The organism is Leptotrichia sp. OH3620_COT-345, assembly GCF_003932895.1.
GTDB lineage: Bacteria > Fusobacteriota > Fusobacteriia > Fusobacteriales > Leptotrichiaceae > Pseudoleptotrichia.
The window spans coordinates 142144-160666 of record NZ_RQYW01000004.1; the positions used below are offsets into that span (position 1 = coordinate 142144).

An 18523-nucleotide genomic window follows, 5' to 3' on the forward strand; every position below is an offset into this window, starting at 1 on the left:
ACATTTTTTTCTTTATTCTTCCTGTAGTAAATCAAAAAAATTAAATAATATACTTCTTATATTTACATTATTTCTTACACTGTTTTTTAAACTTATAAGTTTTTTTAATTTATCTCCGTTTGCTGAATTTTTTGTATTTATTATTATTTTTCCAAGTAAATCCGACAGCTTTTCCCTTTCCTGTTTGAATTCAGTTTCAATTTCATTGACAGCAGTATAAACTTCTCTTATATCGGAAAACTTAACTTTTTTCCCAATATATTCAGTGCTTTTATTATACTTTATTATTAAGTCAAGTTCATCTGTTTCAATATTTTCAATTTCTCCATTTAAATATTTTTTCATCTGAATAATATAACTTACGGCATCTGTAAGGGATGATACATATTTATTGTATTTTTCAATGGAAATACCTTTCTCTTTCCATTTTTTTATATTATTTTCATTCCCATCAAAAAAATAATAAATTTCCCTACTGACATCCAATTCTTTATTATTCTCAGCTTCTATATGAAATTTTATTGTTCTCGACTTTATTGTCGGAATAATATTAAGACTTCTTGACAGTAAAATAAAATATACATCTTTGGGTGGCTCTTCCAATATTTTGAGCAAAGCATTGGAGGATTCTTTTCTCAATCCCTCGATTCCTGAAAGTATAAAAATTTTTTTAGGAGAATTATAGGATGATTCTATTGCCGAATAAATAATTTCCCTTATTTCATCAATTTTTATATTTTGATTTTCTCTGTTTATAATTTCTATATCGGGATGCTGTAAACTCTCTATTTTTTTAATTATACTTTCATATTCTTCAAAATTTTCATCAATTCTCGAAGTCATTACCATTTTAGAAAATTCCAGTGCATAAAAAAACAAATCAACTCTTTTATCTCCATAAAAAAGGTAACTGGCACTTTTCTTATTCTGTTTTGCTTCTTTCTCAAGTTTTTTCAGTATTTCACTGTTTTTCATTTTTTTAACTTTCTCTCATTTGTAAAGTTTTCAGTAGTTTTTTATTGTCAAAGGCTTTTCCTCCACCTAAAACAACTGAATCCAAAGGATTTTCAGCTAAGTATACTTTTATTCCTATTTCCTTTTCCATTAATTCCACAAAATTTCTTATTAACGAACCTCCTCCTGTCATTACTATTCCATTATCAAGTATGTCTGCAGCCAGCTCGGGAGGACATTTTTCCAAAACCTCTTTTGAAGAATTTACTATCTGATAAAGGGAATCTTCTATAGCTTCATAAATTTCATTGGCATTCACTTGAACAGTGTTAGGAATTCCAAGCTCCAAATCTCTTCCTTTTATGTCCATTATTTCAGGTTCGGTCATCTTCAATGCCGTTCCCAGTTCTTTTTTTATTTTTTCGGCAGTTCTGTCACCTACAAGCAAATTATACTTCTTCTTTATATATCTCACTATATCTTCATCAAATTTGTTCCCTGCGGTTTTTATAGATTTACTTGATATTACTTCGTCAAGGGATAATATAGCTATATCTGTGGAACCTCCTCCTATATCTACTACCATATTTCCTTCAGGTTGTGAAATATCTATTCCTGATCCGATTATTGCCGCTCTTCCTTCTTCAATAATATATGTCTTTTTTGCTCCTTTTACCGAATCAAAAAGTGCTTTTCTTTCAACACTTGTAACTTCTATAGGAACACAAATCATTACTTCGGGTTTGAATAATGAATTTCCATAAATTTTGTGTAAAAAATAGCTTATCATTTCTTTTGTAGAATCTATATCGGCAATAACTCCATCCTGTAATGGTTTTATAGCTTCAATACTTGCAGGAGTTTTTCCGAGCATTTCCCTCGCTTCTCTCCCCACAGCTATTATTTTTCCTGTTTTTCTGTCTCTTGCAACAACTGACGGCTCATTTAACACTATTCTTCTTTTCTGTTTATCGTAAATCAGTATATTAGCTGTCCCCAAATCAATTGAAATGCTTTTATTGACTCTGAATATTTTAAAGAAATCAAATATATTTTTCATTTCTCCTCCTTGAATGTTATGTATAAATTAATTTTCTCCGATATTGTTTAAATACCTTTTTTATAAGCAACTTTTTTTATATAAATCCGTACTTCCCTAAATTTTTAAAGTGTATATTTTTTTCTTTTACTTTAAGTCTATATAATTTTCAATTATTTTAAAATTATAATTCTATATTAATATCACTACAAAGAAATGTTCAACCTAAATACAAAAATATGATTTTTTATGTTCTTTATATGTTTTTTATACTAATGTATAATCTGTTGTTCCATCTTTGTTATCTTTAATTTCCACTCCTATTTTTCTCAATCCGTCACGAATTTCATCAGATAATTCAAAATTTTTATTTTTCCTTGCATCACTTCTTATTTTTAGAAGCAGTTTCATTAATTTTTCAGACAGTTCACTGTTACTTGCCTTTTCTTCATTTATCATTAAAACTCCGAGAACATCTTCAATTTTTATTTTTAAAGATTTATAAGACAAATTCAGTACTTCAGAAAGCAATTCACTTTTTTCACTTTTTTCCTTATCGGATATTTTTTCGATAATATCTGAAAATTTATTCATTTCCCTTATCTGATCAAATATAGTGGATAACGCCTGAGGTGTATTCAAATCTTCATCCATCGCCCTGATAAATTTATTATTAAAGTCATCCGATTTTTCTTTAAATTCTTCAATAAATTTATATAATTCATCTGTTCTTTCTATTTTTTTTAAATTATTATGATTGATCAGACTTTGAAGATTTTTTAAGACGGCTTCAAATCTTTTCAAAGATGAGATCATATTTTTTAAAGTTTTTCGAGTATTTTCCATATCTTCAAAAGAAAAATTTATAGGCTTTCTATAATGGGTACTCAATATGAATAATCTTACCACATTTCCCGAAAATTTCCCTAATATTTCCCTTAGTAAAAAGAAATTCCCCATAGATTTTGACATCTTATCTCCATCAATCTGAACAAATCCGTTGTGAAGCCAATATTTTGCAAAGTGACCGTGATAAGCACATTTACTTTGAGCGATTTCATTTTCATGATGAGGAAAAATAAGATCCTGACCTCCACCATGTATATCAAATGTATCTCCAAGATACTTTCTTGACATTGCACTACATTCTATATGCCAGCCGGGACGTCCTTCTCCCCATGGCGAATCCCAGTACGGTTCTCCATCTTTTTTCTTTTTCCATAAAGCAAAATCAAGAGGATTATTTTTTATTTCCATAATATCCACTCTTGCACCTATTTCAAGTTCGCTTATTTTCTGATTGGAAAGTTTTCCGTAATCATTATATTTTTTTACATCAAAAAATACATTTCCGTCTATTTCATAGGCATAACCGTTTTCAATAAGTTTTTCGGTAATTTCTATAATTTCATTTATGTTCTCGGTAACTCTCGGGCGTTTTATATCTTTCAATACGTTTAAAGGCTCGGTATCCTCAAAAAAACTTTGAATATATTTTTCCGTTATTTTTTCAGGACTTACTTTTTCTTCATTTGCCCTTTTTATTATTTTATCATCTACATCGGTAAAATTCTGTACATAAGTAACATCATAGCCTCTGTATTTAAAATATCTCGCTAATATATCAAATACGACAATAGGCCTTGCATTTCCAAGATGTATGTAATTATAAACAGTAGGTCCGCAGACATACATTTTTACTTTTCCTTCTTCTATCGGTTCAAACTCTTCGAGTTTGTTGGACATAGTATTGTATAACCTCATTAATACTCCTTTCCACTCTTTTTATATTTTTCTAATATTTAAAATTTTTAAAAATAAAAATTCCAAGTTAGATAAAAGGTTACTTTAAAACCACTACTGTACAACCGATACCTCCCTCATTCTGATTGGCATCTCTGAATTCAAGTACATATTTTGAAGTTCTTAAAAATTCCTGTATTTTTTTTCTAAGTATCATGGTTCCTTTTCCATGAATGACATATACTTCATGATACCCTGTAAGCATTGCCCTATCAAGATACACTTCCAGCTCAGCTATAGCTTCATCTGCATTTTTACCTCTTAAATCCACTTCTCCTTTAACTTGATCGGATTTTAATGAAGCAAAATTTTTAAACCTGTTAGTTTTTTTCTTCTGTACTTTTACAATATCATCAAGGGAAACAATCAGTTTAAGTATTCCCGCTTGAACTTGAACATTTCCCGTTTGAGGTATTACACGGAGAACCTTCCCATTCTGGTTCAGAGTTTTCACTAAAACTTCCTCCCCTTCCCGGATATCTATATTTTTTACAGAAACTTTTTTTTCTTTTATATTCTGTTTTTTATCCGCCATAAAAGATTCCCTAAGCATATTCAAACTTCTCTGGGCATTTTTTGCATCTTCTTTCTTTATTTCATCTTGACTTATTCTGTCTATAAGATTCTTTGCCTTTGCTTGAACTTCTTTCAGATAACTGTCAGCTTCTTCATATGCCTTTTTTACGATATCGTTTTTTTCATTTTCCACTTCGGTTATTTTCCGTTCATAAGACTCTTTCTGAATTTCCAGCTCTTTCCTTGAATTTTCCAGTTCAAATTTAAGAACTTCCAGCTCATCGTTCTTCTCTTTTATGGATTTTAACATTTCCTCCACTTTCTGGTTATCCTCACTTATATAACTTTTTGCACTTTCTATTATTTCCTGACTTATTCCATATTTTCCAGCGATTATGAGAGCATTGCTTTCTCCCGGAATTCCTTCAAGAAGTCTGTATGTAGGCGACAGAGTTTCCACATTAAACTCCATTGAAGCGCTTTTTATTCCTGTAGTGTTGAAAGCATAAGCCTTTACTTCACTGTAATGGGTAGTTATTATTGACTTTATATTTTTCTTGTTCAGATAATCAATAACGGCCATTGCAAAAGCTGCTCCCTCCATAGGATCCGTCCCACTTCCAAGCTCATCCATAAGAACAAGGGAACGATTGTTTGCACTTTCTATTATTTCCTTTATTTTCTTCACATGCCCTGAAAAAGATGACAGATTCTGTTCTATACTCTGTTCATCTCCTATATCTGCAAGAACACTTCCGAAATATCCTATTTCAGTTTTTTCATTTGCAGGTATGGGGATTCCTGACAATGCCATTAATGTAAGAAGCCCTGCTACTTTTAAAGTAACCGTCTTTCCTCCTGTATTCGGTCCTGTAATAAGCATTATATTTTCATTATTTCCCAGTTCAAAATTTATAGGAACAACAATATTTTCATCTATGAGAGGATGTCTTGCTTCTACAAGTTTCAAATATTCTTTATTTATAATTTTGGGAACTGTACATTTTCTGTTTAAAGAATATAAAGTTTTTGCATTAAGAAAATCCAATCTTTCTATAATTTCTCTTATTTGAATTATTTCTTCTTTTTTAGACCTTACAAGTTCAGTAAGACGGAGAAGTATTTTCCTTACTTCTTCCCTTTCCCTTGCTTCATATTCCCTAAGTTTATTATTTAATGAAACTACATTCAAAGGTTCTATATAAACGGTGCTTCCTGTTGCTGACCTGTCGTGTTCTATTCCTTTAATAAGTCCTTTAAAGTCAGTTTTTACAGCTATTACATATCTGTCATTCCTCTGAGTTACTATTCTTTCCTGAACTGCTTTCTGTGTTTCTTTTCCTGACATAAGCTCATCAAATTTTTCTTTTATATTCACATTTATGTTATGTTTCTGCCTTCTTATATCTCTTAATCCGATAGAAGCATCATCTTTCAAAGTTCCGTCATCATTTACGGCATCTCCTATAAATCGTTCTATATCCTTTACTTCTTCAACATCTGCAAACAGTGTCCATAAGGCTCTATATTTATCCCTTGTATTTTTCGCACGACTTTTGGAAATTCTGTAAATTGCCAAATTTTTCTTCAAATCTGCCAAATCTTCTCCATTCAGATATGAACCTATTAATTCAATGGAATTTATATATTTCTGTATATCCGATAATCCTGTCAGCTCAAAACCGTCATCAAATTTATAAAAATCTATTATTTCCATCATTAATATAAGTTCTTTGTCCAGTATCGATTTATCTTTTATAATATCCGTATCTATAAATTTCTCTTTTGTTTTTTCAAGTTTTGATAAATTTATCAGTTCATTTATTATTTTATAAAATTCCAAAACATCATAATTCTTTTCCATTTTTCCTCTTTTCCCACTTTTAAATCATGTATTTTATTTTATAATTCCTTTCTATTATATCAAAAAAAACAAGAAATATAAAATATATCTTTTTTTTATAATATATTATAAAATATTTTGAATATATTATTGTATGAAAGGAGCATATATACTGGAAAAATGATACTTAAATGTAAAAATTTGACAAAAAGTTGCAAGTTTGAATTTGCTCTAAATAATGTTGACCTTTCAATAGCAAGCGGAAAAATAGTAGGACTTTTAGATCCTAATGGAAGTGAAAAAACTACTCTTATAAAACTGGCAAACGGCTTGTTAAAACCTACTTTTATTAAGAGAAACTATTTTTAACATATGTAGGATTACAATCATTGAAAACTTAAGAATAGCTTCTGTATCTTAATTATAAAACAAAAAAACATGAAAGCCTTAAGGATTTATCTTCTTCCCGTACAGAATTAAATGACTTTAAAATTTCACATGTTATAAGAATTTTGGTCTATTTTTAAGTACTTACAAATATTGTAGAAGAAATATCGAATTTAAGTCGCAAAGTATACAAAAATCTTATTTATAATACTGAAAGATTTACAGGATTCTTTTTTGAAGTAACTCTTATTAATACTATCATAGGTGTAAACATTGGATTTTAAAATCGTAGTAATATAAAAAATAAGGCATTAGAAAGTTTAAGAGCTATTCCTTGCGGATTTTCACGGTCTTAAATATGTATACGGTATAAAATAAATCATGTATTCACCCAGCGGATAGACAAAGATAAAAATAATTTATAAGGAATGGTATCAATAATTGCCAATATGGATACGGTATTTTTAAAATCTGATTTACTGATTGCTTTGGAATATGCAAAACCGAGCTATAATCATAAAGTCGCACAAAAAATATTCGCAAAAATTGTGAAAGAATGAAAACTTATACTGGAATTACTTAAAAAAATTACAGAAATGAAGGACTTCTCTATAATAATCCTGAATTTATAAGTAGTCTGAGAAACCGTTTCACTTACTTTGATTCAATGAATTGTCTCCGAAGAAAATTTCTAAAACGCCTAAGACAAGGAAATAACTCCGAAGATCTTAGAAAAGCCGTTCATATTTTCATAAACGGATTTGCTACGAGACTACGTAACAGTGGATAAAAAATATTTCTAAAAAACTTGTAATAATTTACAGAATGTGATAAAATAAGTTTCGATATGTGTAAAGGAGGTAGATTTATGCAAATATGTGAAGTTTTCGGAAAAAAAGTAGGACACGGAAACATGGTTAGTCATTCCCATAGAGCTACAAAAAGAATATGGAGACCTAATCTTCAGACAATGACATTAAATGTTGACGGTTCTCAATTAAAAGTAAGAGTGTGTACTAAAGCTATGAAAACATTAAAAGGTAAAAATGTTGATCAAGTTAAAAAAATATTATTGGAAAATAAAGATAATTTAAGCCCAAGAATTTCAAAAGTATTATTTTCCGCAAAGTAAGTTTATGAAAAAGTAAACTTACTTTTTTATTTATTAAATAAAAAATTTATGAGGACAACAATGCCCTCATAAAAAACAGTTTAGATTTCTATAATAATCCAAAAGTAATAAATCTTAAAAACTTTCCAAACCATGATAACTCATCCGCTTCCTCAATAGCCAGAATATCTATTATGGAAATTACTTCCCCATTAGATATAACTTCCAATTTCCCTATTATATCTCCTTTGTTTACTTTAGCTTTCAAATTTAGACTTGTAACTTTAAATTCATAATATGTATTGTCAAATTGATAGACATTTTCTGAAAGTACTCCTTTTATTTTTCTCTTTCGAGAATTTCTTACTGTAAAATCTCCCATATCCTGACCCATTATATAAACTTTTTTCAATTTTTTCTGAATTTGAGAAAATTCTTCAATCTGATCAGCTGTTCTCTGATTATGGGTTTTATGTCCTAATACAACAGATATAATTTCAATATTTCCCATTTTTCCTGTAACTATTATATTGTATCCTGCCTGAACATGAAATCCTGTTTTTAAACCGAAAATTCCGTATTTATTTAAAAGATCATTCCTACTTTTATAAATAACCTGCTCTCCTGAAGAATTAACAAGGACAAGTTCAGTTTCACTTCCCCATTCCCTTATTCTTTTGTCTTCTACAGCTTTTTTTCCCATAAGGTACATATCATAAGCCGTAGAAATATCCATTCCTTTTCCGGTCATTGATGTGGGAAGTCCTGCAGGAGTATGAAATTCAGTATTATTCATACCTAATTCTTTTGCTTTCCGGTTCATCAGTTTTACAAAATATTCGATATCGCCTTTTCCAACATGATAGGCGACCAGATAAGCGGAATTATTTGCAGAATAAATTATTTCCGATCTTAAAAGTTCTCTTAATGTATAACAGTCTCCTACTTTGACATTTAGCCAGCTTCCTCCTATATTGGCATTTTGAGGAGAAAAACATACTTTATCGTCTAAACTTACATTTCCTTTATCCACTTCATCAAGTGCCACTAAAATATTCATTACTTTTGTAAGAGAAGCAATAGGATGTCTCTGAGTTTCAAATTCCTTTTTTATAACTTTTCCGTCTTTTGTAGCTATATATTTAAGCAAACTATCCTTATATTGGGATATTTCCTCTTTTTCCTTATCAATAGCCTGAACAATAGGTTTTTTCTTATCAATTTTAGTTTTTTTATCTTCCTCTTTTTTCCTGTTTTCTTCAAGTATTTTAGAAATATCCTCACTTACAGGCTCAACATTATCAATATTTATTCCCATATCCGTATCGATATTATTTTTAGGAATTTTTCCATTTTCTGTCTGTTTCTGACTGCTATTATTGTTAAAGTTATTCTGATTATTTATATTCTGTTTTATTGTAGAATTATTTCCATTATTAGTATTATTTTTGTCAAAATTTTCATTTTCCTGATAATCTTTATCATTGACATCAGGCAGATAAATCCTCTCTTTTTCTCTTTTCTTTCTTTCTTTTTCTTCTTTCTTCAGTCTTTTTCTTTCTTCTCTTTCCTGACGTTTACGTTCTTTTTCAGTTTGAAAATTTTCCTGACTGCTGTTTTTTATTATATTACCTATGTCGTCACTTCTTTCACCCCTATTTTCTCCTTCTCCATATAGCAAGAATGTAAATAAACTTATTATTAACAGTATTTTAGTAATTTTATTGAGCATTTTTCTGCCTTTCTCATTTTATTTCTTTTTAGCCACTTTTTTTCTCTGTTTTTCGGCCTTTTCCTTTTCACAATAATTAAAATGTTTGTTTATTATACAAATATCACATTTGGGATTTATGGCTGTTGATACTTCCCTTCCATATAAAATAAGATAATGAGAAAATTCAAACCAATATTTTTTGGGAACCACTTTCATAAGTTCTCTTTCAATTATCTCAGGATTATCACTTTTAGTAAGTCCCATTCTTTTAGAAAGCCTTTTAACATGAGTATCCACTACTATTCCTTCTCTTATTCCCCATATTTCACCTAATATAACATTGGCGGTTTTTCTTCCTACTCCTGCCAAATTTACAAGCTGTTCCATTTTCTTAGGTATTTCGCCGTTGTATTCAGTTAAGAGTTGTTCAGCATTAAGTTTTATGTTTTTAGCTTTGTTTCTGTAAAATCCTGTAGATTTTATATATTTTTCCAATGTTTCTATGTCCATTTTATAAATATCTTCAGGCATTTTGACTACTTCAAATAATTTTTTTGTCACAATATTTACCCTTGCGTCGGTACACTGTGCCGATAATATTACTGCTATCATTAACTGATACGGTGTTTCATAATCCAATGCACATTTGGGAGTTCCGTATCTTTCCTGTAATACAGGAAAGATCAAATTAAATCTTTCTTTTTTTGTCATACTTTCTCCTAAAAATTATTTTTCAATAAATATTTTTATCCCTTGCAAAAGTAAAAAATGTAAAGGATAAAAAAAATAAAAAAAATATTTCATGTTTTTTCCTCTTTTCCCGTTATATAGACATATAGGAACCAACACAAAAATTGAATATATTTGAATTTTCATCAGTTCAAATATAAAAGGAAATTTTAAATTTATAAGATTCAGAAGCATAAAACTTAATAACAGTTTTATTTTATCTTCCCTGAAAAAATGGAATATTACTATTGTCAGAATGCCATATATTCCATAATCAAATTCAAATTTAAGTGTAATATAGCATAAAAAGGAAATTATTACGACTTTCATTAAAATATTTACTTTTTCCAAATGATATAAATATATTATTAAAAGCCCTGTAAATAGAGTAAAAAATATGTTGACCGAATATGGCATTTTAAAAATTATTACGGGAGATTGTATTACTATTCCGAATATCAGTAGTCTAAACAGATATTTTTTCAAATTACGGGTATGAATATATCCTTCATTTAAAGAAAAAGCGAATATGGGAAAAGCTGTCCTGCCTATAATATTTAAGATTTCCGGACCGCCTATTATAAAATGCCAGTGGTCTATAAACATTGTTATTATTCCTATTATTTTAAGTGTAAATAAATCCATATCCGCCTTCCTGTATCTAAATATTTAAGCCTTTATATAATCGTACTTCCCGCTTTCAAATTTTTTAACAATATAGCTGCATACAGGAACTACTTTATAATTATTATTTTCAGCAAATTCAATTCCTGCAGCAAACAACTTATCTCCGACTCCCTGTCCTCTTAAGGATGGAGATACATAAGTGTGATCGAAAATAAGTTTATTCCCATCTTTTTTGTATGTCAATTCTGCAATCATTTCTCCTTTGTCATCATATATGAAAAATCCTTTGTCCTCTAAATGTTTTATATCCATTATTATACACCTCTTTCTAAATTTGTTTTTATTTTTAAATTATATCATAAAAATAAAAATTTCAACAGAATTTTTCTATGCTTTTTTCGGAAAAAAGTTTAACGGAAAACTTCCGACTCAAATTATTTCCAAACTTTATTTTTTTCCGTGAGGGCTCATTGCCACTCTCACACTCCTGCTATCGTCTACAAAATTTTTTATCACTCAAAAATACTCATTATGCTTAGAAAACAGCAAACTCGCTACGCTTAGACAACTGTTTTCCCGAGCAGCATAATTCATATTTTCTCGTAAAATTTTGAATGCCGAAGCTTTTCTTATATTCAAGTATATATTTTTACTATTATAATTTAACTCCATTTTTGAGCCTTAGTAAAATTTTGAGTTGAATTGTTTTTTAGTCCAACCTTTTTTACAAAAAAGGTTGGATCAAAAAATATGAGAGCAATTAAGCCCTCATATTTTTCACTTATTAAATTATTAATAAATAGCTCTAAACCCTATTCCTCCTCTTACATTTTTACCTTTTGTATCATAACCTGCGTTAAATGTTATTCCAAATCTTTCATTTTCAGCTCCAATATTAAGATCCGCTTTAAAGTTTCCTTTTCTGTCATCTTTTTCACCTCTTATATTGAACCAATCAGCAGTAGTAAATCTTACTCTTCCTTTATTTCCTACATCTCCTGTCTTTCCAAGTTCATTTTCATAAGCAAGTCCCAATGTAGTTACAAAGGTAGTTTTCTTCGCCATAGGTTGTTTGTATTTAAATTCTATTCCCAACTCAGGTTTAACGGAATAGTAATCATTACTTTGAATTTCAAGTCTTATTTGTCCTGTTTTTTCTTTTATTCCGTTAAATCTTCCGTATTCAAGTTTCAGACTTCCATATGGTGTTATACTCGTTCTTTCACTTGTTCTAAATTCTTTACTCAGTTCATTTTTAAGTCCTACTCCGTAAGTATAATATGTAGATTCAGCTCCAAAAATTTCATCTACTACTAAGAATCTTCTCTTCATTTCACTTCTTGACACATATCCTTCTCCCGATATTTTCCATTTCAAGCTTCCATTATGATCAAATGCTTTTGTTTTAAACACTCCCGCTTTCAACATAGTAGTATTTTCTTTGGATTTTCCGATATCTTTAAGTTTAAACTGATTATTAACTGCTCCTGCATACCATCCTGTACTATTTCCAAGTTTTATAGTTTCATCTTCATGAACATAAGCTACCCCATAAGCATTATTAGTATAATCTATAATTCCGGCAGTGTCAGTCTTATACTCTCCTCTTGTTCCAAATGTTTTTATTTTATTAGACTGTTTAGATTTATTTTCCCACTCTCTTTTTAGATGAGTAAATTCCTTATCAAGTATCGATCCTGTAGCATTCATTCTCTGTTGTGTATTACCGTACTGATGTCCCATCATCTCATCAAATGCCTGAACTAATAATATATGCTCATTATTTCCTATTCCATTCAGTTTTTTAAACAATTCTCTTTCTCTTCCGGATTTTTCCACTCCGTATCTCTGCTCCAGTCCATCAGTGAAGTTATATGTATCAGTTGCTACAAGAGGAGTGTTCTGCTTACCTGCCCATACAGTATAAGGAACTTTTACAAGGTAGGCATTTTCTATCGTTTGTGTCCCCTTATTTTGAGAAGCTGTTGCCATCCATGTCAATGAACCTGAATAAATCTCCCATTTTCTAAGTCCTCTTCTCTGTGCTTCTAAAATCATATCATTATAAGGTTGTATCATTTCCTGACTTAATTTAATATATTTTTCCGTTGTATAATTTGTAGCTTCAGTTCCGATAATAAGATCCACGGATCTTATTCCTATTCCTGTCAACAATCCTAAATTTGTTATCGGTCTTGTTACATTTACTCCTGAAGTATCAAGATATATTCCTATTGCCGAAGTCGGTATTTCATTTCTTGTTCTATTTTCCACGGAATGTACTTCTATAGGTGTTTGTACTACTCCATTGGAAGTTATTATACCGTCATAGCTTCCATCAGGTATTTTTATTGCCACATGATCATTTCTAGTTATATTCCAATTCGCAACATCTGACTGATACCCCATTTCCTTATCTCCATTGGAAATTACTCTTGCTATGGCTTTGGCTCCGTTTCCTGTAGCATTTATGATATCTCCATATTGAGTATTTTCAGCATTTAATGTAAAATCTCCATAATTTACTATTACTGACCCCGGTCCTCCCGAACCCACGTATGCTATACCGAATGCATCATTACCGGTAACATTTATTTTACTTCCCGGCATATTGTAAAGTGTAGCTCCTCTAAGCAATGCTATTCCTACACCTTCTGTAGAACCTACATTTATATTTCCATAATTGTATCCCACTGCTCCGTCTTCAAGGAACATTCCTACATTCAGTTCTGAACCGCTTAGGTTTATCGTTCCTCTATTTACAGCTTTTGAACCTAATCCTCCTGCATACATACCTATACTGTTAGGAGTTGTAACATTGATAACTCCGTTTGGTCCGTTTTCAATATTTCCGAGACCTAACACATCTCTTTTTATTTCACTTTTTCCTTGTGCATTTATTACTATTCTTTCTTTTACATATCCTGCTCCCATTCCTATTCCGAATTTCTGATTCTGAGCATTTGTAAGATCCGAAGCTGAAACATTTATTATCCCGTTATTTACATATGTATTAGGTACATTTCTTGCTATATACTCACCTTTTGAATTTATATTATTTATATAATTGGCATCATGCAAATAGCTGTATATTCCTACATTTCCTTTTCCGACACTGAAGTCGATATTCCCTCTGTTTTCTCCACCTCCGTTTACATAAATACCATAATTATCGTCTCCTGAAGATGTTAAGTGTGTCCAGTTATTTGAAGTACTCTGTGAACTATCATAAATAAATACGGACTCTTTTCCTAAATTAACCGTTCCATTGGAAGGATTATAACTATTGAGAATATTTCCGCTTCCGCCTTTCATTACAAATCCTAATGACCCGTCACCTATTGTTATGTCACTTGTATAATTATTTATCACACCGTTTGAGCCTGAATAATAAACTCCTACCGATTCTTTATTGGTACCTATTTTATTTCCTATAGAAAATTTTGCTCCATTGACAATATCTATATTTCCACCTGCAGAAAATATACCTACTGCATTATCTCCGACTTTTGTAGTTGAAGTTCCTCCAAGAGTTACATTTCCTCCTCCTTTGGAATACAGCCCTATTGTTTGATGACCTGTTTCTATTATTCCGTTATTTGTAATATTATCTTTTGAGTGTTCTGAATAGATACCGATATTAGGTTTTGTAGCATCGACAGCATCAACGAGCTTTATTGTTCCTTCATTTATTATTGCATGTCCTGCCGTTCCCAAACTGTCAGTATGCATTCCTATAGACTCCTGACCCGTAAATTCTATTGTTCCGCCTGCAGCATTTATTATTGAATTTGCTCCGTCACTTGCAGAAATTCCTACTGCTCTTAATTTTGAACTTTCTATTTTCCCTTCATTAATTGAAGTTGCAGACACGGAAGCATTATCTGAACGCATTCCTATTCCATAATCTCCGTCAAGGATTATTTTCCCTGTAGCAGCATTTTTAGCGGTAGAGCCTGTTTTATTATAAAGTCCTACTCCGTTCAAAGCTATTTTTATATCTTTTTCATTAAGGATTTCTCCTCCGTCTTCTCCATACATAGCTACGGATTTTTCTCCTGACAGATCTATATTTCCTTTGTTTACAGCAGATTTACCTGTCGCATTTTTCAAATACAGTCCGACAACATTTTTATTAATACTTGTTATATTGTTTGCAGCTCCAAGTTCTACCGATGAATTATTTGCATTTATGAATATTGAACCGTCAGTATCTATTGTCTTTGTATTTTCATAATTCAACTTACTGTCTTTTGCATAAATATAAGTATATTTGTTCCCGTTATGAGTCAGTGTCAAATCATCCTTAAAATTTCCACCTGCAGGTGAACCGTAAGTAACATCAGCATTTTCAAATAAATATACTACTGAATCCGCTCCGTTTAATGTTACGGAACTTCCTGTACCGTTAAAGTATCCTTGATTTCCTCCAACAGGACCGAAGTTTTTCAATATAACTCCTATAGATTTTGTTCCTAATTCTATTTTCCCTGTTGTTGAGTCAACTTTAGAATTATGAACTTCTATTCCTGCACTTTCATCTCCAACTTTTATAGTTCCGTCAAGTTTTACAGTTGAATTTGTAGCATATATACCTAAACTTCCTTTAGCCTGTGTCAAGTCAATTTGTCCTGAAGCTTTGTGATCTATTGTGGAAGCCATATTTGCAGCGTTATCTGCATATATTCCGACAACTTTTGTTCCTCCGGCATTTGCATTTATATTCCCTTCATTTATTACATTTATCGTTCCTGAATGCTGATTTGCCTGAAGATCATTCTGTGCAAGAATTCCGGCACCTTCAGCCCCTACGTTTATTATTCCTGCAACGGCATTTGTTACAGTTGATCCGTCTGCTCCGTATAGTCCTGTACTTCTAACTCCATTCACTGTAACGGTACCTCGATTTTCTATCTGTCCTGTTTCCACAGCAAGTCCTGTCGATGCAGCTCCGTTTAAAGTAACCTGTGCATTATTCGTAATTTTTACCTTGTTAGGATTGGCAATATCCAAGCTGTTTCTTTGACCTACAGCAACCTGATTTGCCTGTGTTCCTGTTATATTTTTATTTATATCCACACTTGATGATTCAAAAGCAACTCTCTGATACACATGATTAGCATCATCCAAGTTCACATCTGCTGTTAAGGCTCCATCTATGTTAAGCTTTGCTCCCGTTATTTTCAATATTTTATATCCTGCAGGAACATTCCCCAAAGTTACGGGGCCTAAAAATGAATTAGGAGAACTTACTTCACTCAATTTTATATCATTAGCAGTATTTATACTGTCATTTTTTATAACAAATAATGATGAATTATTTCCGTTCAGATTTACTGTTACATTACCTGTCGAAGCCGCTCCTGTAGGAGAAGTTTTATTGAACATCGTATTTAATGAAGTAGTTATATCAGCAAGAGTATAAGCATTTTTCAGATAAAAAGCTACCCCTCCGTTCTCAACATTTCCCGTTACATTACCGGTTAATCTGAATTTTCCTGAATGTGTCGAAGGATTGGACGGATTACTGAAAAATAAAAGCCCGCCATTTCCTGCTGTTATGTTGACAGGATTTGATACATCCATAACTGCACCATTATTAGCATAAAGCGCAATTCCTCCTGCACTCGCTTTTATATTTCCTCCGCTTAAAGCAGTTGAACTTCCTGAACCTGTAGCATAAATTCCGGCTCCTGTACCATTAATAGTAACATTTCCTCCCGTCATAGTAAACGTTTTTTCATTATATACTCCTGCCAGTTGGCTTCCGTTTAAAGTAATTGTTCCTGTATTGGATCCTGTGGAAGTTGTATCAATTACCATACCTACAGTCTGATTTCCGGCTCCTGTAATTGTTCCTGCATTGGTTATTGTTCCGTTTGTTGCAGCATACATTCCTGCTCTTCCTGTTAAATTATTATTTAAAGCTATTGTTCCTCCGTTACTGTTAACGGCAGAAGTATTTGCTCCGTTTGAAACCATTCCTACACTTGCATTTGCATTTACATTTATTGTCGCATTGTTTATAGCTTTAGGTGCATTTCCGGCTCCTGTATTTACAGTACCTAGGTCTACTCTCATCCCTGTGCTTTGAGAACCGTTTACATTTATTGTTCCTCCCGCAGCATTTGTTATATCGTCATTAGACTGTATTTTTAAGTACATTCCTGTACTTTGAGAGGCATTTACAGTTATATTCCCGGCATTAAGTATTTTCCCATTATATGCTCTTAATTCCTGTCCTCCGGTTCTTCCTGTTTCTTCTATGACAGCTATTCCGGCACTGTTTCCTCCATTAATTGTTATCGTTCCGGTATTTTTTATTATATCAGGATTATCTGCAACTCTTGAAGATAACTTCATTCCGAAACTATTTCCCCCTCCTAGCGAAATATTTCCCGTATTTAAAGCTTTAACTTTAGTATTTGTCGCTCCGTCTGCTTCTATCTGTATACCGATTGAGTTTACTCCTGAAAATGATATATTTCCATTATTCTCTAAAATATAATTATTAGTTCCGTCATTATCTTCATGAGCCAAAAGAAGACCTATTTTATATCCTACATATCCTCCTCCGGCTCTCCCTGTCCATTTTTGAGTTATAGGATCATATGTTCCTGCTCCCGGAGTTCTTGTGATATTTATATTCCCCATTTCATTATATCCGGGTAAAGTTAATAATGTTGTTGCCGAGGCTCCTCCGTTATTATTAGGAGTTCCGTCAGAATAATAATTTCCTATAGGAACTTTAAGTCCGCCAAGTCCTGCACCGTCTTGATAATGTGTACTTTCCACAGCATCTGTTATAGTCCCCGTATTCAGGAGTTTTCTATCCCCGTTATTCCCTGTTGTATTAGTTTCCGCAACAAATCCTACAACCATAGGACCTGCAAGATTTACTTCGGCAACATTTTCTATTGTTCCATTTCCATTGTCAAGCGTTCCAACCCTTGAGCCTCCTGAAAAAAATCCAATACCACCTGAAAGTACCGAATCTATTACAATATCTTTATCAAATCTGGCTGTTGCTCCTGAAGTAGGTGAAAGTTCAAAATATGTTTTAAAAAAACTATTTCCATTTGAAGCCTGTATAACCGCATAATTAGCAATTTTCTTAGAAACTGAAACTCCATCTATAAGTCCTGCACCGGGAGCGGCACTATGGACATCTTTTATTCCATCCAAATTCACATTTCTCGAAGTTTCGACTGTATCAAGAAAAATAATCGGTCTCGGATCAGCCCCTGCATCACCTTTGTTAAGATACGCCGATACCTTCATATTTCCTGAAGGCACCCCTGGTAAAGCAGGTTTTACAGGAGTTATCGGATTAAATGTTACTACAGGAATTTCAGGTATTGTTATTTGAACTGCAGGCGGTTTTATTTCAAATTTAACTTCTTCCGGTCCTTCTATCTTCCCTAAATTCACAGTTGGAGCAGCTTTATTTATATCTTTAGGTTTTACTGTAGCTAGAAGATTTAGCGAAGCTACAGGTTCCTGATCAAATACTGAAGATTCGAGGCCATATGAAGGATTTAAATTTCCCGTTATTGATGAAGTAGCCGATCTTGAAGGATCTATTCCCGCTTCAGCTAATCTTTGGGCTTCTAAATAATTTGCTTCTCTAATATATTTTGCATAATTTTTACTGTTAGGAGAAATACTTCTAAGGAACAGGTCTTCACTTCTTTTAAATATCCCCTCATAAGGATATTTTTCTTTTTTATCTCCTCTTCCTTTATATGCTCCTCTCCAGTTACTGTAAAAATAGTTCATTCCAAATTGCCATGAACTCCA

The 18523-nt window shown here is 31.7% G+C and carries 13 protein-coding genes and 1 pseudogene; 5 read left to right on the top strand and 9 right to left on the bottom strand.

Annotated elements, in window-relative coordinates; all coding sequences use genetic code 11:
* Positions 1-12 precede the first annotated feature (12 nt).
* From EII29_RS03990 to EII29_RS04005, 4 genes are all read right to left on the bottom strand, one after another.
* A complete protein-coding gene (locus EII29_RS03990) occupies positions 13-975 on the bottom strand; it encodes an ATPase (protein ID WP_125236247.1) in 963 nt (320 codons plus the stop codon).
* Positions 976-979: 4 nt separating this feature from the next.
* Positions 980-2014 carry a rod shape-determining protein gene (locus EII29_RS03995; RefSeq protein ID WP_125236248.1) on the bottom strand — a complete coding sequence of 345 codons (1035 nt, stop codon included), beginning with the start codon at positions 2012-2014 and terminating at the stop codon, positions 980-982.
* Between the two features lie 246 nt (positions 2015-2260).
* Positions 2261-3757 carry a cysteine--tRNA ligase gene (gene cysS, locus EII29_RS04000; protein WP_125236249.1) on the bottom strand — a complete coding sequence of 499 codons (1497 nt, stop codon included), beginning with the start codon at positions 3755-3757 and terminating at the stop codon, positions 2261-2263.
* 79 nt (positions 3758-3836) lie between these two features.
* Positions 3837-6176 carry an endonuclease MutS2 gene (locus EII29_RS04005; RefSeq protein WP_125236250.1) on the bottom strand — a complete coding sequence of 780 codons (2340 nt, stop codon included), beginning with the start codon at positions 6174-6176 and terminating at the stop codon, positions 3837-3839.
* 180 nt (positions 6177-6356) lie between these two features.
* Between EII29_RS04005 and EII29_RS04010 the strand changes: the two genes are divergently transcribed.
* The 5 genes and pseudogenes from EII29_RS04010 (at position 6357) to rpmB (ending at position 7674) form a co-directional block, all read left to right on the top strand.
* Complete coding sequence (locus tag EII29_RS04010) at positions 6357-6524, top strand: ATP-binding cassette domain-containing protein (RefSeq protein WP_233573250.1); 168 nt, start codon at positions 6357-6359, stop codon at positions 6522-6524.
* A 170-nt stretch (positions 6525-6694) separates the two neighbouring features.
* Positions 6695-6826: a phosphoenolpyruvate carboxylase gene (locus EII29_RS13150; protein ID WP_125236264.1), complete on the top strand. Its 132-nt coding sequence runs from the start codon at positions 6695-6697 to the stop codon at positions 6824-6826.
* A gap of 144 nt (positions 6827-6970) precedes the next feature.
* Positions 6971-7102, top strand: a complete 132-nt coding sequence (locus EII29_RS12995) for a hypothetical protein (protein ID WP_255411007.1) — start codon at positions 6971-6973, stop codon at positions 7100-7102.
* A gap of 47 nt (positions 7103-7149) precedes the next feature.
* A pseudogene (locus EII29_RS13155) lies at positions 7150-7332 on the top strand (phosphoenolpyruvate carboxylase); the annotation flags it as partial.
* Between the two features lie 78 nt (positions 7333-7410).
* Positions 7411-7674 carry a 50S ribosomal protein L28 gene (gene rpmB, locus EII29_RS04025; protein WP_125236252.1) on the top strand — a complete coding sequence of 88 codons (264 nt, stop codon included), beginning with the start codon at positions 7411-7413 and terminating at the stop codon, positions 7672-7674.
* An 88-nt stretch (positions 7675-7762) separates the two neighbouring features.
* On the opposite strand, the gene EII29_RS04030 is transcribed toward rpmB, so the two are convergent.
* The 5 genes from EII29_RS04030 to EII29_RS04050 all read right to left on the bottom strand — a co-directional run bounded on the left by EII29_RS04030 (position 7763) and on the right by EII29_RS04050 (position 18502).
* Positions 7763-9385 carry a D-alanyl-D-alanine carboxypeptidase family protein gene (locus EII29_RS04030; RefSeq protein WP_125236253.1) on the bottom strand — a complete coding sequence of 541 codons (1623 nt, stop codon included), beginning with the start codon at positions 9383-9385 and terminating at the stop codon, positions 7763-7765.
* An 18-nt stretch (positions 9386-9403) separates the two neighbouring features.
* Complete coding sequence (gene nth, locus EII29_RS04035) at positions 9404-10078, bottom strand: endonuclease III (RefSeq protein ID WP_125236254.1); 675 nt, start codon at positions 10076-10078, stop codon at positions 9404-9406.
* Positions 10079-10093: 15 nt separating this feature from the next.
* The gene (locus EII29_RS04040; RefSeq protein ID WP_125236255.1) at positions 10094-10741 is read right to left on the bottom strand and encodes a TraX family protein; all 648 of its coding nucleotides are present in this window, start codon (positions 10739-10741) and stop codon (positions 10094-10096) included.
* Between the two features lie 24 nt (positions 10742-10765).
* Positions 10766-11035, bottom strand: a complete 270-nt coding sequence (locus EII29_RS04045; RefSeq protein WP_125236256.1) for a GNAT family N-acetyltransferase — start codon at positions 11033-11035, stop codon at positions 10766-10768.
* A gap of 480 nt (positions 11036-11515) precedes the next feature.
* Complete coding sequence (locus EII29_RS04050; RefSeq protein WP_158612463.1) at positions 11516-18502, bottom strand: autotransporter domain-containing protein; 6987 nt, start codon at positions 18500-18502, stop codon at positions 11516-11518.
* Positions 18503-18523: the final 21 nt, after the last annotated feature.